Below are 16,022 nucleotides of genomic sequence, written 5' to 3' on the forward strand. Positions count from 1 at the left end.
TTAAATATTTTTAGCCACTGCCCTTTTCAGAGCAGTGGCTAATATTTTTATTAAGCTTTAACTAAGCCTTTTGCTTTTTCAATTACTGTATCAGAGATATGCTGAGGTACAACTTCGTAGTAAGCGAATGTCAGAGAAGCAGTAGCGCGTCCTGATGACATCGTACGAAGATCCGTAACATAACCGAACAATTCTGACAAAGGAACGTCCGCTTTGATAACCTGAGCACCATTACGTGAATCCATACCTCTCATGATACCACGACGACGGTTAAGGTCACCTGTGATTGGTCCGGTGTATTCATCAGGCGTAAGTACTTCAACGTGCATGATAGGCTCCATCAATTTTGAACCTGCGTGACGTGCTGATTCTCTGAAACCAATCTTAGCTGCCAATTCAAAAGATAGCGCATCTGAATCGACATCGTGGAATGAACCGTGGTACAAACGCACTTTCATCGAATCCAAAGGATATCCTGCAAGAGCACCATTTGACATAGATGCTTCGAAACCTTTCTGGATTGGTGCGATAAATTCACGAGGAATAGTACCACCTACAATCTGGTTAACGAACTGTAAACCAGTTTTTGGCTCTTGTCCTTCTTCGTTGTCGTCTCTCGGTCCGATTTCAAAAAGGATATCGGCAAATTTACCACGACCACCTGTCTGTTTCTTGTAAACTTCACGGTGCTCATAGTTCTTCGTAAGAATCTCTTTGTAAGCAACCTGAGGCGCACCCTGGTTTACTTCCACTTTAAATTCACGACGCATACGGTCGATGATAATTTCAAGGTGAAGCTCTCCCATTCCTTTGATGATCGTCTGACCAGTTTCTTCGTTACTTTCAACTTGTAACGTAGGATCTTCTTCGATCAACTTCGTGATTGCCTTAGAGAAGTTATCGCTATCCGCCGCTTTCTTAGGCTCGATTGCGTAACCAATTACCGGCTCAGGGAATACCATTGATTCAAGAACGATTGGGTTCTTTTCGTCAGATAATGTATCACCCGTTTTAATATCTTTGAAACCTACTACCGCTCCAATATCACCCGCTTCAAGACGATCAATCTGATTTTGCTTGTTAGCATGCATTTGGAAGATACGGGAGATACGCTCCTTATTTCCTGAACGGTTGTTCAATACATAAGAACCAGAATCCAGATATCCTGAGTAAGAGCGGATAAAGCAAAGACGTCCTACATAAGGATCCGTTGCAATTTTAAACGCTAGTGCACAGAAAGGATCTGCATCCGTTGGCTGGCGAGAAATTTCAAGACCAGTACGTGGATCAGTTCCGATAATGCTTTCACGATCCTGAGGAGAAGGCAAAATTGCCATCACGTAGTCAAGCATCGTTTGAACACCTTTGTTTTTGAAAGAAGAACCACAAACCATAGGAACGATTTTCATGCTGATTGTCGCTGCGCGCAAAGCTGCAAGAATTTCGTCTTCTGAGATTGAAGTAGGATCTTCAAAATATTTTTCCATCAAAGTGTCATCGAATTCAGCAACAGCTTCAAGAAGTTTTTCTCTCCATTCAGTTGCTTCTTCCAACATATCTTCAGGAATAGGAACTTCTCTGAAAGTCATTCCTTTATCTTCTTCATTCCATTCAATACCACGGAAGTTAACCAGGTCAACTACTCCTCTGAACGTATCTTCAGCACCGATTGGCAATTGAAGAGGTACAGCGTAGCTACCAAGCATTTCTTTCACCTGCGCACAAACTTTAAGGAAGTCTGCACCAGAACGGTCCATTTTGTTTACGAAACCGATACGTGCTACGTTATAGTTGTTAGCCAAACGCCAGTTTGTTTCCGACTGAGGCTCAACACCATCAACCGCACTGAACAAGAAAACCAATCCATCCAATACACGAAGGGAACGGTTTACCTCAACAGTAAAGTCAACGTGACCCGGTGTATCGATAATGTTGATATGGTATTTTTCATTACGGTAAGTCCAATCAACTGTTGTAGCCGCCGAAGTAATGGTAATACCACGCTCCTGCTCCTGCTCCATCCAGTCCATTGTAGCAGCACCATCATGTACTTCTCCAATTTTGTGGCTTACTCCTGCGTAATAAAGGATACGCTCGGTGGTTGTAGTTTTACCCGCATCAATGTGCGCAGCAATACCAATATTTCTTGTTAATCTTAGATCACGTGCCATGGCAAATGGTGCTGTTATTTATATTCGTTGTGCAATTCAATTCTTACAGGAAGCTCTGAATATTATTAGGGCATTTTCACACCACTGCAAAAAATTCAGAGTGCAAAAGTATAAATAGTTGATTATAAAAACAATGAGTATGGATTATTTTTTGAAGAAAAATTGAAAAATAACGTGATACTCCGGAACAACTTCCTCAAATTTTTACAAGTCAAGAAATAAGGAGAGAGGTTTAAAAACAGAATTATTGAAAATAATATCTGCCAAAAAGTATGATTATTTGTAATTAGCATCTACAAATAATCAATAACAACCCGTTCAGTCACATAAAAATGTCCCGAAAATTATCGGAACTGGAAATTGATTTGATAGTAAATAACTAACAACAATCCGAGTCAAAGAACCCCCTGCTAAACACGATGAACCTGTTTTAGAAATGAAGGCTGACGGAATCGGTATGTCTGAATATTTCATTAGCAAAAGAAAGCAACCAGCAAAATAGGTCCTGGGGTATGTTTGGGACGGTTTGCCTTTTAACGACTGATAATTAATTACATTTAACATAGGCCGCCCCAGAATCCTTCTCCCAGTTCGTAAAATCAATATCCGTTAGCGAACTAACGCAAATTGTTCTAAGACTAGTACCCAATAGCTTGCAGTTTTTGAGCATCGTATTTTTACTTAAATCCAACTTAATCGTTTCCCAGTTTCCTCTCCCATACACGATAAGACTTTCCAGTTTTGGACATGAGGTTAAATCTAATGACGGTGAGATTATTTCGCCAATGAATAATGATTTAAGTGCCGGATTATGTGAAACGTCAACTCCTTTTAATCCAACACTTCCTAAATACCATTTTTCCAAAGCAGGGGAATTACTGACATTTGTGGTATAAGAACTTGTCAATTCTGTTAGTTTCGGATGAATACCAAGTTTTACATCCACCTTTTCCATAACATAAGCTTCTTCCAGTAACTCAGATGCAGAAAGATCCAGCTTCTTTAGACCCATGTTATTATAAATACTGAAGGCTCGAAGCTTCTTGAAGTGTGTCAAATCTAATGACCCAACATTGCTGCCTTGTAATTGAAAATCTTTTACACTTTCAATCATACCAAAATTCAAAACCTGAAGAGAAGCACAAGTCATGCAGTGTGGATATGGGAGATATTCAAAATGTTCTAACCTGGTATTTCCGGCAAAATTTAAAGTGTCAACAGTCAAGCCTTCACTTTTAAAATAGCGAAGATTTGTAAATCCTTCAATTCCTTTTAAAGAAGTACTGCTACCAATAGGCCCTTCAAACCTTAATGAGTCAATTTCTTTGATAAATTTATATAAGACGAAACCGTTTGGCTCTTTTTCCGGGTCAATTCCCTTCTCAATCAAATATTTTTCAAAATTTGGGTAAAGTGCTACCTTCGAGGTATCAGTGAAGACAACATTAACGGCTTCCTCAACCGGCGGGTCTACCGTGATCTTATCCTTTTTACAGGATGAAACTACCAAAATTAAAAGACTTAAATAGAGATAGAGGAACTTCATGGCTATAACATTGAGATGAGTAAAACTGACATTCAGGCATTTTAAGTAACCGATTGAAAAGTTAAAGTAAATTTCATTTAATTCAAAAAATATTTACATAAATAATTGCAACTCTGGCATTAAACGAAAAAAGGGTCCCGGTATAAAACCAGAACCCTTTTTCAAATATTCTTCCCGAAGGAGATTTCCTAGAAACGGAAATGCGAGAATGCTTTGTTCGCATCCGCCATACGGTGCGTATCATCTTTTTTCTTAACAGCAGCTCCTTCACCTTTAGCAGCAGCAACGATTTCGCCAGCCAAACGGTCTACCATAGTTTTTTCTCCACGCTTACGAGCGTAGTTGATCAACCATTTCATACCTAAAGCTTGCTTACGTTCCGGACGTACTTCAGTTGGAACCTGGAAAGTTGCACCACCAACGCGACGGCTTTTTACTTCAACAGATGGAGTTACATTGTTCAATGCTTTTTTCCATGTTTCAAGACCACTTTCGCTGGTTTTTTTCTCAACCACTTCTAATGCGTCATAAAAAATTGTGAAAGCAATGCTTTTCTTGCCTTGAAGCATCAGGTTGTTTACAAATTTTGTAACCTGTACATCTCTGAACTTAGGATCAGGCAGGATATATCTTTTCTTTGGTTTGGACTTTCTCATTTTTGTACTTAATGTTTTACACGAGGTTTCGTTTTGCAACTTATTCACCCTGAACAGAATCCAGGATTACTTCCCTTTTATTTATCAGAATAGTTCTTTAATAAAAGCAGAGAGAGTTACTTTTTATTTTTTCTTACCTTTTACCGGTGCTGCAACTTGTCCTGGTTTAGGGCGTTTTGCACCGTATTTAGAACGACGTTGTTTACGTCCGTTAACACCAGCTGTATCCAATGCACCACGGATAATGTGGTAACGCACACCTGGTAAATCTTTAACACGACCACCACGGATCAAAACGATCGAGTGCTCTTGCAAGTTGTGGCCTTCACCCGGGATGTAGGCATTCACTTCTTTGTTGTTAGAAAGACGAACACGCGCAACTTTACGAAGTGCTGAGTTCGGTTTCTTTGGCGTTGTAGTATATACACGAGTACATACTCCACGACGCTGAGGGCAAGAATCCAAAGCCGGTGACTTGGATTTCCATGTAATGGTCTCTCTACCTTTACGGACTAATTGTGAAATAGTTGGCATTTAATGAATTGATTTTAATCTAGTTAATCAACTAATCGATTGTTTTACAAACGGTTTTCCCGAAAAATCGGACTGCAAAAGTAACAGACTAAGACTGATTTTCAAAATGTTAATTCTTTTTTTTACAGATTGTTAAATTAATGCGTTCAGAATTAATGTTTTTATATTGATTTTTTCGGCTCATTACCTGCAATATAAACGTATAGAGCTGATCAGCCGTGTTTCAGAACGCCTCAAATTATTTCGATGCAACAAAAATAATTATTCTGATGTACTGCCCTTAGACTGCAAACAAGCAGTACAAAATTGAAAGCAGAACTGAACTCGGTTATAGATAAACTCAGGATAAAAGATTATCATTAGTCAATAATTTAACACATCATAACTATTTTATGACAATGAATGACTATTTTGGGAGCACTAATTATGTGTAAGAATAAAAAATTTTGCCGTCTATATCCAGAATTTTATTTCCAAACGTTGTTTTAGTAGTATTGTCTTTTGTAACCCATAAACGCCTATCAATTCGTTAGCATTTATACTTAATTATATGAAAATATTGCGGTGTAATTTTACCCTCGTTATTAGTATCCTGATACTGGGAGCATTCCTGACTGGCTGTAATTCTGCTATGCAGGCTTATAAGGATGGTCTGAAGAAGTTTGATAATGGTGAATATGATCTCGCTATTAAGGGTTTGCAAAAATCAGAACAGGCCAACTACGAACCTTTGCAAACAAGTTTCCTGATTGCAGAATCTTATCGCCTTTCAAACCGCTTTAAAGAGTCGATTCCATATTACAAAAAAGCATTGGATGGCGGAATCGCTAATCCGGAAGCACAGTTTCAATATGCGTATGCTTTAAAAACGACCGGACAATATCAGGAGGCTTCCAATCAGTTTGCCCTGTTTGCAAAGGCTCCGACGAGCCCTAAAATATTACAGGAACGTGCCCTTCGTGAAATTGAAATTCTGAAAATTACAGATAAGCTTCGCATTGAAAAAATGCCGGACGTCCAGTTGAAAGATATTCCATTTAATGGACCTGGTTCAGAATTCTCCCCGACGGTACTTGGAAATGAGCTGGTTTTTTCTTCTTCCAAAAAAGAAAAAATATACAAAAATAACGGCCAGCCGATGTTGGGCCTTTATAAAATTGCGATTGGAAAAGATGCTGGTGAGACTCAGGGAACAACAGAATTATTCAGCAAAGAAATTTTAGACCCTGAGGCCAACGAAGGTTCTCCGGCTTTTAGCCCGGATGGCAAAACGTTGATCTTTGCACGGGGAAACACGGGCAAGAAAAAAGGAACAGCTGATGTTGATTTATATCAGAGCCGCAATGTCAACGGACAATGGACAGCGCCAGCCATTTTACCGATCAATGATTCTCTTGCCTGGGACGGCTCTCCCTCTTTTTCCCGTGATGGAAAAACATTATATTTTGCATCAAACCGTGCGGGGGGTGCAGGTGGAATTGATTTATACAGAACAAATATTGACGCTTCCGGCCGTTTCAGCAAACCTGTGAATATGGGCCGCGACATCAATACGGCCGGCGACGATATGTTCCCGTATGTTGCGGAAGGCGGAGTTCTTTATTTTGCTTCTGACGGACATCCCGGATTAGGGAAACTGGATTTATTTTCAGCAACACGTACACAGGGTATTATCACGATCGAAAATCTCGGACTCCCTTTTAATAGCCCGCAGGATGATTTCGGACTGGTTTTTTATAAAAATAAAGAACAGGGATTTTTCGCTTCTAACCGGGAAGGTGGTAAAGGAGATGATGACATTTATTATTTCTTCAAACCGGAAGCACCGGACAGTACTATCGCCCAGAAAGATCCGATGGATCCATTGAATCCGCAAAACCCAAATTATATCGAAGGGAAATTGAAATCTGTTCGTTACTTCCTGGCCGGAGATGTATATGACAACGCCACAAACCCGACGCCTATCGATTCTGCTATTGTGCATATTTTACCTGATACTTCGGATACACAAATTGCCCAGCTTAAAACCAATGCAGCGGGCAAATTTGGAACACAGCCAGTTGAGGAAGGCAGGTCTTATGTCCTGCTGGTGGAACGCAAAGGATTTATCAGCAAAAGAGAACCTTTCTCGATGAATGGCAGAAGCATTCCTCCAATTTTCCTCACAAAAGCAGTAACTGATACCACCTTTCAGGTTTCTATCAAGCTTGACAGACTGGAATTGAACAAAACTTTTGTGCTGGATAACATTTATTACGATTTAAATAAATACAATATTCGTCCGGATGCGGCAGTGGAACTTGACAAATTAGTTCAGATCCTGAAAGACAATCCAACGATGAATATTGAGCTGAGCTCTCATACGGATGCGCGTGCTACGGATGCCTATAACATGACACTTTCGCAAAACCGGGCTGAGTCTGCCATAAAATACCTGAATTTAAAAGGAATTGACGCGGAAAGATTAACAGCAAAAGGATACGGTGAACGCCAGCTTATTATTCCAAATGCAAAAACAGAAGAAGAACATCAGCGTAATCGTCGTACAGAATTTACGATTTTGAGTTACTAAGACGAACAGATCGAGACATTTTCGAATCCAGCAAATTAGTTTGAACGACTATTTTGTTGGATTCGTTGTTTTATTGTCCTGCCTGAAACGCGTTGTTAATGTGACCACGGTTCGCCAGGACAAAATTTAGTATACTTGTAAGAACAAAGGTTTAAATTCTTTTCTATTATTTCCCCCAATGATTCACCGTATTATTTATTGGTTCCGTAATGATCTTCGACTTCAGGATAATGAGGCATTTCTTGCGGCCACAGAAATTGCGCAGGAAGTTGTTCCGGTTTATGTTTTTGACCCACGTCAATTTGAAAAAACAAAATTTGGTTTTCGTCGTGCAGGCGCGTTGAGAGCTCAGTTTCTTCTTGAATCTGTTTTGGATTTGAGAAATCGTTTACGGGAAAAAGGAGGAGATTTGTTGATTCGTGTTGGTGAACCAGAAAAAGTGGTTGCGGCTCTTGCAGAAGAATATGGTGCCCAATACATTTATACCAGCAAAGAAATTGCGCCTGACGAGACTAGTGTGGAAACTTCTCTCAGCAAAAATATCAAGGTAATGAATGTTGATATCAAGCTATTCTGGATGTCAACCTTGGGAGGTGTGCTGGATCTTCCATTTTCTATTGCTAAACTTCCCCTGGACTTCCCTGACTTTCATGAACAAGTCCAGGCGCATTTTAAAGTTAAGCCAGCTATCGCATCACCTGAAAAAGTCATTTTACCACAAGGATATGAGGCCGGCCTGATACCGTCGTTACCGATGCTTTCAATTGATCCTCTGGAAATCAATACAAACAGTCAACCTGCTAACTTTAATTTAAAGGGTGGGGAAACAACTGCGCTGTTACGGCTTGATCAATTTATTGAAGAAATAATCAAACCAGGAAATACCTTAAATTCAGAGGAGCCTCTCGTTGATCATGGCCTGTCTCCCTGGCTTTCTTTGGGTTGCCTGTCGCCAAAATCGATCTATTCGGCATTATTGCCATACCGCGAAAATACCGTAGTACAGAAAGTAATTACCGAGCTTCAACAAAGAGACTTTTCTCACTGGACTTTACTTCGTCATGGTTCAAGACTTTTCAAACCGGGGGGAATCAAACATGAGGTAAACAAACGCTGGCATAATGAACTGGCTATATTTGAAAAATGGACCAGTGGAGCAACTGAGAATAATCATGTGAATGCAGTAATCAATAAACTGGTTTCTACAGGAAATTTAACAGCTGCAGAAAGAACACTGGCCGCGGATTATCTGGCTAACGAGTTGGGTATAAACTGGACCTGGGGAGCTATGTACTACGAAAGTTTCTTAACCGATTACAATGTCTCAGGCAACTGGTCAAGGTGGAATCATATCGCTGGTGTTGGCAGTATTTGAGCCTGTCATCCAAGCTAGGAACGTTATATAAGGCCAAGCTACCGATTGTGTAGTTTTTCTTCAAGATTTTACTAGCTTTGGCCAACTTTGAACCGAATTAATAACATTAAATCAAACAATACAATGTCAAAAGGACTAATCGCAGTGGTTGTCATACTTCTAATTTTCGGATTTGTAGGATGTGGCAAATATAATGGAATGGTAGGCAAGGACGAGGTTGTAAAAGAATCGTGGGCGAAGGTTGAGAGCCAGTACCAGCGTCGCGCAGATCTTATTCCAAACCTTGTCAACACGGTAAAAGGTGCCGCAGAATTTGAGAAAAGCACTTTAACCGGTGTTATCGAAGCACGTGCGAAAGCAACTTCAACAACAATCAACGCGGATCAGCTTACACCTGAAAATATTGCAAAATTCCAGGGAGCGCAAGACCAGTTGAGCGGAGCACTTTCCCGTTTGTTGGTATCTGTGGAAAGATATCCTGAACTAAAAGCGAACCAGAACTTCCTGGAACTTCAGGCGCAATTGGAAGGAACTGAAAACCGTATTACAGTTGCCCGTAACGACTTCAACACGGTTGTGAAAGATTATAATCAGGAAGTTAGAACTTTCCCGACAAACCTGTTTGCAGGTATATTCGGGTTTGCTCAGAAAGGTTATTTCACTGCGACAGCAGGTTCAGAAAAAGCTCCAACGGTACAATTCTAGATAAGGAATGCAGTATTGGCACTAGTCAATACTGTTTCTTTTCGATTTTCGCTGCGCACCTTAAACTCTCAACTTTTCAACTTTCAACTCCCTATGCCTACTGATTCACTTTTTTTTGGAGAAGAGGAACAAAAGCAAATTATTGCCGCCATTAAGGAAGCTGAGAGACAAACTTCCGGCGAGGTCAAAGTGCATATAGAAAAGAAATGCACTTCGGGAGACGCACTGGAAAGAGCCAAAGAAGTTTTTGGACTTTTGGGGATGCACGCTACGGAAAAGCAAAACGGCGTACTTTTCTATCTTGCTTATGAAGACAGAAAATTTGCTGTATTGGGAGATAAGGGAATAAATGAGAAAGTACCGGCCGATTTCTGGAACAGTACAAAAAATTTACTCCGCTCCTATTTTTCGCAAAGCAAATACGCAGAAGGGCTTTGTGCAGGAATTAAGGAAGCTGGCCTGCAATTAAAAACACATTTCCCATATCGTTCCGACGATGTCAATGAACTACCTGACGATATTTCGTTCGGGTAAATATTCTTATGAAAAAATACATTATTTTTTCCTGGCTGTTCTTACTGATCCTTTGTCGTGTTACGGCTCAGGATATACCAGCGAAGCCTAATCCGCCTCGTCTGGTGAATGATTTTGCCAAACAGCTGAACCCGACCGAAATCAGTGCACTTGAAAAAAAACTGGTTGCCTACAATGACTCAACATCTACACAAATTGTCATTGTGGTTGTGCCAACAACTGGCGAATATCCAATCGCTGATTATGCACTAAAACTTGGCAGAGAATGGGGTGTTGGCGGGAAAGCTAAAAATAATGGTATTGTTATCCTCTGGGCTTCTACAGACAGAAAGGTGTATATCAGCACAGGTTACGGAATGGAAGGAGCCATCCCGGATGCCATAGCCAAGCGAATTATCACACAGGAAATTACTCCCGATTTCAAAAATGGAATGTACTATCGCGGCCTGGATAAAGGTGTCGATGTGATTTTCAAGTATGCGACCGGAGAATATAAAGCCGATCCAAAAGAAGAAGACGGAGGAGGAGGTATGTCATCTATAGCTATCGTGATAATCGTTTTTATCATTATAATAGTCATTATCGCCCGTAACAGAGGCGGCGGCGGAGGTGGTGGTGGATACCGCAGTGCCGGAGGCGGAATGGGGCCAATTTTCTGGCCTTACACTACGCATTCAAGCGGTGGAAGCTCATCCGGTAATTGGGGTGGAGGTGGTTTTGGAGGTGGAGATGGCGGCGGATTCGGCGGTTTTGGAGGAGGTAGTTTTGGCGGTGGAGGTGCCGGTGGAGATTATTAATTGAGGAATTTTTCGGCATTCTGTCTGAGATAAAACGTTCCCGTTTTGTATAAAAACCCGTTTAAGTGTCCTGCTTGAACGGGTTTTTCGATTTTAATCCTCCAAAAATCAAAAACGTATAGCATGGCACAGTTCTTTAATGTAACAGAAACAAGATTAAGTTTAACCTAAATTAACCGTTATGGAGAATAAGAATAATACTGGCCTGGTAATAGGATTAATTATCATGACTGTCGTAGCAGCTGTTTTTGGATATCTTTATTATCAGGAGCGCGGCATCACAACAAAACAAGGGAGCGATCTGGAAGTAAGGGTGAATGAATTAGCGATGAACGAGATCAAACTTGATTCAATCGCCAAACAATTAGATGCTAAAATTATAGAAGTAAAAGGGCTTGGCGGTAACATCGAAGAACTCGAAAAAGCGAAAGCTGATTTGGTAAAGGACCGTGCTGCACTTCGCAGAGGCACAATCACATTAGGAAATAAGATCAAAGAGTATGAGAGCTTCCTGACTCAAAAAGATCAGGAAATAGCACAGCTGCGTGAGGAAAACCAACAGCTGATCAGCAAAACAGAAACATTAACGCAAGAAAAAGCAGAGCTTGAAACAAGCAAACAGGCAGTATCAGACTCACTTTCAGGTGTTGTTACCAAAAACGCAGAACTTGAATCCAAGGTAACCATGGCGGCCGCCCTACGAGCACGCAGTGTTAAAGTATACGCTATTTCATCAAAAGGAAAAATACGTGAAGGTGAAAATGTGAAGGCTAAGAGAATTGATAAAGTGCGTGTCGACTTTATTTTGGAGAAAAACCCACTTACACAAAATGATAACAAGACGATTTATTTACGTGTAATTGATCCAAGCGGCGCAACGATTTCTGACGATGCTACTGGTTCAGGTAAATTCCAGTACGAAGGACAGGAACAAGGTTATACGATCAGCCAGGATGTGTCTTACAGCAATAATAATCAGGATGTAAGTATTCTTTATGACAAAAATAGTCCATTCAAGTCAGGTACCTATTCGATTGAATTGTATGCAGAAGGATTTAAAGTTGGAGAAGGATCTTTTTCTGTAAAATAAACAACAGACAGCGTTTTTAGATTACAAGCCGGATAATCAGGTACATGCCTGATTATCCGGCTTTTTTCTTGAACAAATATGCAATAAATGGGATCAGGAATAACAATAGGCGACGTTTTCAGAAATAATTGTTTAAACAAAGTATTATTTCAAATTCAGGCATATTACCTTATCTTGCACCATGAAAATCACCTGGCGGAACGTTATAGCCAAATAAAACACTTCTTTTTGCTCTTATGACCTCAACAGTATCCCAGAAGCACCCTCGTGGTCTGTATGTTTTGTTTTTTGCTGAAATGTGGGAGCGTTTCAGCTACTATGGTATGCGGGCCATTTTACTTCTTTTCCTTTTGGACAATGTCAGAGGAGGAATGGGACTTGAAGCAGCAGAAGCAGCCGCAGTATATGGTCTTTACACATCATCTGTTTATTTGTTAACCCTTCCCGGAGGCTGGCTGGCCGATAATATTCTCGGACAAAAGAAAGCAATCTGGTATGGTGGCATTGTGATTATGATCGGTCATATAATCCTGGCCATTCCGGGTGTAACTTCAACGTTTTTCATAGGACTAGTCACGGTAGCCGTTGGGACAGGTTTATTAAAAGCGAATATCAGCTCGATTGTTGGAGAACTATACCCGGAAGGCGGAGCCAGACGTGACGCGGCTTTTTCCATTTTTTATATGGGGATTAACCTCGGCTCTGTTTTAGGTATTACGATTGTAGGATTTCTTGGCCAAAAAATCAACTGGCACATGGGCTTCGGCGCGGCGGCCATTGGTATGTTACTCGGTTTAATCGTGTTTCATTTTGGAAGTAAAAAATACCTGCAGGGATATGGCGAAGTTCCACCTGCGAAAATCAGCACAGCAGAATCCGTTGCAAAGTCTGGTTCGGAAAGAAAACTGGGTTACGGTCTTGTTGCCATGCTGGTCTTATTTCTCTCGGTTCTACAATTACAAGGTTTTATTGATATGACCACCGCCCAGGGACTTGCCCAGGGAGCCGGGATCATTATTGTTACTGTATGTATTTTTTACTTCATTTATATTTTGGTAGCCGGCGGGCTGACGCCTGTTGAAAAGAAAAGAATTTATGTTCTGATCGTTTTCTTCCTGGCAGCTGCCATATTCTGGTCTGGTTTTGAACAAGCGGGATCATCACTTCAAATCTTTGCTGAACGTTATACGCAGCGCACCTTTGGCGGCTGGGAAATGCCTTCGAGCTGGTTCCAAAACTTTAATGGAACGTTCATTCTGATTTTCGCTCCGATTATGGCAAGTTTATGGATATTCTTATCTACAAAAGGCTACAATCCGTCAACGCCTGTTAAGTTTGCGATCGCGCTGATCTTAGTCGGAACCGGCTTTTTCATCATGGAAATGGCATCAAAAGTCGCGGTTACCGGGCAACTGGCTTCTCCCCTATTCCTTACATTTACATACATGGTTCACACCATCGGTGAGCTTTGTCTAAGTCCAGTTGGGCTAAGCTCCTATACCAAGCTGGCTCCAAAACGCTATGTAAGTCAGTTAATGGGAATCTGGTTTGTAGCTGCGTCACTGGGAAATCTTATTGCAGGTTTGTTTGCCGGCGGTTTTGATGAAGAAAATTTACAGCAAATGCCAGCCTTGTTTCAGCAGGTAACTTTGTTCTCGATGGGCTTTGGGGTATTGTTATTGATATTCTGGAAACCTGTTAAAAATTGGATGGGTGGAATTCAGTAGTTAGCTGTCGGCTTAAAAATTTCTGATCAAACGTTTGAGTTTTAAAGAAGAGTCAACTTTTGGAAGTTGGCTCTTTTTTATTTTTACAAATACTTCCCCAACCGATCGTCACGAAGTTGACAAACATGTTTGTGTAAATAATTACATTTGTTTATCTAGAACACCAAAACTATTAATCATCACCTATGAAATCAGCTTTTTTAAAGTGGTCCCTGATGGCATCCGTTGTTGTGATCACCTCCTGCAACAGCGAAAAAGAGAGTACCTCCTCCGCAGAAAAAGTACCAGGCTTCGACTTAAGCTCACTCGATTCGACATCCAAGGCATGCGACGATTTTGACAGCTATGCCAATGGCGGATGGAAAAAGAAAAATCCGATTCCCGGCACAGAAAGTCGCTGGGGCGCATTTGGAATTTTGGATAAAGAGAACAAAGAAGTTCGTCTGAAAGGAATTATCGAAGAGATCACGAATCTGAAAGACCGTAAAAACGGTAGTGAAGAACAGCAGATCGCTGATTATTACAAATCATTTTTGGATACAACCACGGTTGAAAAACGTGGCATTGAACCTTTAAAACCATATCTGGACAAAATCGAGTCGGTTCAGTCGCTTAAAGAACTTGCTTCCGTAGCAGGTGAATTACAGAAAGTAGGCGTTTCGAGTGTTATCGGATTTGGCGTTGAAGGCGATTTAAAAAACAGTAAAATAAATGTCCTGTATGAAGGGCAGGATGGTTTGAGTCTTGGTGAGAAAAGTTATTACGAACGAACCGATTCCAGCACAGTTAAAGTTCGTAATGAGTTTGTAAAACATGTGGATAACATGTTTGGCTTTGCAAATTTTAAAGATGCAAATCCAGGAAAAACGGTTTTGGATTTTGAAACAAAACTTGCCAAACTGCAATTGACGAATGTCGAGCTGCGTGATCCGAATAAAACGTATAACAAAACATCGTTTGCCGATTTTACAAAACTGGCTCCCGACTTTGACCTGAAAACATTTGCAGACAAACAGGATATCAAAACAGATACCGTCATTGTTCAGAATGTTGCGTATGTTAAAAATATGAATGCGTTGCTTAAAGCAACACCGCTTGCGACTTTGAAACTTTACACCCGCTGGCAGCTGCTTTCAACTTTCGCAGGTTACCTGCCGAAAAGTTTTGATCAAGAAGATTTTCGCTTTTTCAGTACTGTGATGCGCGGAACAAAACAACAAAGAGCACGTGTAGAAAGAGCGATTCGTTCGACAGACGGTTTGTTGGGTATGCCGCTGGGAAAACTTTTCTCTAAAAAATATTTCCCGGAAGACGACAAGAAAAAGGTGTCTGAAATGATCGAAAACGTGCGCACGGTTTATGGCGAAAGAATTGACAAACTTACCTGGATGAGCGATTCGACAAAGGCAAGAGCACATAAGAAATTGAAAGCTTTCACCTATAAAATCGGTTATCCTGACAAGTGGAAAGATTATTCTTCGATTAAAATTGAAGGTGATAAGTTATTTGAAAATGTGATTGCTGCTTCTTTGTTCCAGAATGAAGAAAATATCAAAAAAATCGGCAAGCCGGTTGACAAAAGCGAATGGCACATGACACCTCAAACGGTAAATGCCTATTATAATCCACTTAACAATGAAGTAGTATTCCCTGCCGGTATTTTGCAACCTCCTTTCTACAACCGTAATGCTGATGACGCTATTAATTACGGAGGGATTATCGCTGTAATCGGTCATGAATTTACCCATGGATTCGATGATCAGGGTTCGCAGTTTGATGAAGAGGGAAACCTTAAAAACTGGTGGACTGCCGCAGACCGTGCCAATTTTGACAAGCTGACTAAAAGATACATTGATTATTTCAGCGGAATTGAAGCATTGCCAGGGTTCAAAATTAATGGGGCATTGACAATCGGAGAAAATGTTGCGGATTTGGGAGGATTAACCCTGGCGTATTACGCTTTGGAAAAATCCCTTAAAGGAAAACCTGAACCCGCACCGATCGATGGCTTCAACTGGAAACAACGTTTCTTCCTGGGTTGGGCGCAGGTTTGGCATATGAATACAACGGATGAAGCTTTGCGCAACCAGGTGCAAACAGATCCGCATGCACCAGCAAAAGACCGTATCAATGGTCCGCTTCCACATTTGAAAGAATTTCAGGATGCATGGAGCTGTGGCGCAGGAAGTAAAATGGCTTTACCGGAAGCTTCAAGAGTAGTAATCTGGTAAGATCTTAGGAATCGTTACAATTGTTTTTCAATATAAAAATAGGAGTCAGACTTAACCCTGACTCCTATTTTTATATATGATCAC

12 protein-coding genes are annotated in these 16,022 nt (G+C 40.8%); 8 read left to right on the forward strand and 4 right to left on the reverse strand.

The genetic code is table 11. The features are described from left to right. Window positions 1-50: 50 nt before the first annotated feature. The 4 genes from fusA to rpsL form a co-directional block, all read right to left on the reverse strand. Window positions 51-2,171 (reverse strand): elongation factor G, encoded by a 2,121-nt coding sequence (gene fusA, locus AC1XUO_RS14575; protein WP_483330525.1) that lies wholly within the window; start codon window positions 2,169-2,171, stop codon window positions 51-53. Window positions 2,172-2,718: 547 nt separating this feature from the next. After that, entirely contained in the window at window positions 2,719-3,717 is a 999-nt protein-coding gene (locus tag AC1XUO_RS14580; RefSeq protein ID WP_483330526.1) for a hypothetical protein, read from the reverse strand. A gap of 188 nt (window positions 3,718-3,905) precedes the next feature. Beyond that, window positions 3,906-4,373, reverse strand: coding sequence for a 30S ribosomal protein S7 (gene rpsG / locus AC1XUO_RS14585; protein WP_090341140.1), 468 nt, complete (start codon window positions 4,371-4,373; stop codon window positions 3,906-3,908). A 123-nt stretch (window positions 4,374-4,496) separates the two neighbouring features. Next, window positions 4,497-4,907 (reverse strand): 30S ribosomal protein S12, encoded by a 411-nt coding sequence (gene rpsL, locus AC1XUO_RS14590; RefSeq protein WP_090341137.1) that lies wholly within the window; start codon window positions 4,905-4,907, stop codon window positions 4,497-4,499. Window positions 4,908-5,457: 550 nt separating this feature from the next. Between rpsL and AC1XUO_RS14595 the strand changes: the two genes are divergently transcribed. The 8 genes from AC1XUO_RS14595 (at window position 5,458) to AC1XUO_RS14630 (ending at window position 15,938) form a co-directional block, all read left to right on the forward strand. Then, the gene (locus tag AC1XUO_RS14595) at window positions 5,458-7,479 is read left to right on the forward strand and encodes a CHU_0125 family OmpA-like outer membrane integrity protein (protein ID WP_483330527.1); all 2,022 of its coding nucleotides are present in this window, start codon (window positions 5,458-5,460) and stop codon (window positions 7,477-7,479) included. Between the two features lie 178 nt (window positions 7,480-7,657). After that, window positions 7,658-8,854 (forward strand): deoxyribodipyrimidine photo-lyase, encoded by a 1,197-nt coding sequence (locus tag AC1XUO_RS14600; protein WP_483330528.1) that lies wholly within the window; start codon window positions 7,658-7,660, stop codon window positions 8,852-8,854. 123 nt (window positions 8,855-8,977) lie between these two features. Further along, entirely contained in the window at window positions 8,978-9,559 is a 582-nt protein-coding gene (locus AC1XUO_RS14605; protein ID WP_483330529.1) for a LemA family protein, read from the forward strand. A gap of 93 nt (window positions 9,560-9,652) precedes the next feature. Next, the gene (locus AC1XUO_RS14610; RefSeq protein ID WP_483330530.1) at window positions 9,653-10,093 is read left to right on the forward strand and encodes a TPM domain-containing protein; all 441 of its coding nucleotides are present in this window, start codon (window positions 9,653-9,655) and stop codon (window positions 10,091-10,093) included. Window positions 10,094-10,101: 8 nt separating this feature from the next. Further along, window positions 10,102-10,890 carry a TPM domain-containing protein gene (locus AC1XUO_RS14615; RefSeq protein WP_483330531.1) on the forward strand — a complete coding sequence of 263 codons (789 nt, stop codon included), beginning with the start codon at window positions 10,102-10,104 and terminating at the stop codon, window positions 10,888-10,890. Between the two features lie 181 nt (window positions 10,891-11,071). After that, window positions 11,072-11,980, forward strand: a complete 909-nt coding sequence (locus AC1XUO_RS14620) for a hypothetical protein (protein WP_483330532.1) — start codon at window positions 11,072-11,074, stop codon at window positions 11,978-11,980. A gap of 236 nt (window positions 11,981-12,216) precedes the next feature. Beyond that, window positions 12,217-13,707 (forward strand): peptide MFS transporter, encoded by a 1,491-nt coding sequence (locus AC1XUO_RS14625; protein ID WP_483330533.1) that lies wholly within the window; start codon window positions 12,217-12,219, stop codon window positions 13,705-13,707. A 185-nt stretch (window positions 13,708-13,892) separates the two neighbouring features. Continuing rightward, complete coding sequence (locus AC1XUO_RS14630; protein WP_483330534.1) at window positions 13,893-15,938, forward strand: M13 family metallopeptidase; 2,046 nt, start codon at window positions 13,893-13,895, stop codon at window positions 15,936-15,938. The last annotated feature ends 84 nt before the right edge of the window (window positions 15,939-16,022 follow it).

The organism is Dyadobacter sp. HNCC25DJ186, assembly GCF_056895235.1.

Coding starts and splice junctions, on each gene's coding strand:
- fusA (WP_483330525.1), bottom strand. CDS start 2,171: ATGGCACGTGATCTAAGATTAACAAGAAATATTGGTATTGCTGCGCAC.
- AC1XUO_RS14580 (WP_483330526.1), bottom strand. CDS start 3,717: ATGAAGTTCCTCTATCTCTATTTAAGTCTTTTAATTTTGGTAGTTTCA.
- rpsG (WP_090341140.1), bottom strand. CDS start 4,373: ATGAGAAAGTCCAAACCAAAGAAAAGATATATCCTGCCTGATCCTAAG.
- rpsL (WP_090341137.1), bottom strand. CDS start 4,907: ATGCCAACTATTTCACAATTAGTCCGTAAAGGTAGAGAGACCATTACA.
- AC1XUO_RS14595 (WP_483330527.1), top strand. CDS start 5,458: ATGAAAATATTGCGGTGTAATTTTACCCTCGTTATTAGTATCCTGATA.
- AC1XUO_RS14600 (WP_483330528.1), top strand. CDS start 7,658: ATGATTCACCGTATTATTTATTGGTTCCGTAATGATCTTCGACTTCAG.
- AC1XUO_RS14605 (WP_483330529.1), top strand. CDS start 8,978: ATGTCAAAAGGACTAATCGCAGTGGTTGTCATACTTCTAATTTTCGGA.
- AC1XUO_RS14610 (WP_483330530.1), top strand. CDS start 9,653: ATGCCTACTGATTCACTTTTTTTTGGAGAAGAGGAACAAAAGCAAATT.
- AC1XUO_RS14615 (WP_483330531.1), top strand. CDS start 10,102: ATGAAAAAATACATTATTTTTTCCTGGCTGTTCTTACTGATCCTTTGT.
- AC1XUO_RS14620 (WP_483330532.1), top strand. CDS start 11,072: ATGGAGAATAAGAATAATACTGGCCTGGTAATAGGATTAATTATCATG.
- AC1XUO_RS14625 (WP_483330533.1), top strand. CDS start 12,217: ATGACCTCAACAGTATCCCAGAAGCACCCTCGTGGTCTGTATGTTTTG.
- AC1XUO_RS14630 (WP_483330534.1), top strand. CDS start 13,893: ATGAAATCAGCTTTTTTAAAGTGGTCCCTGATGGCATCCGTTGTTGTG.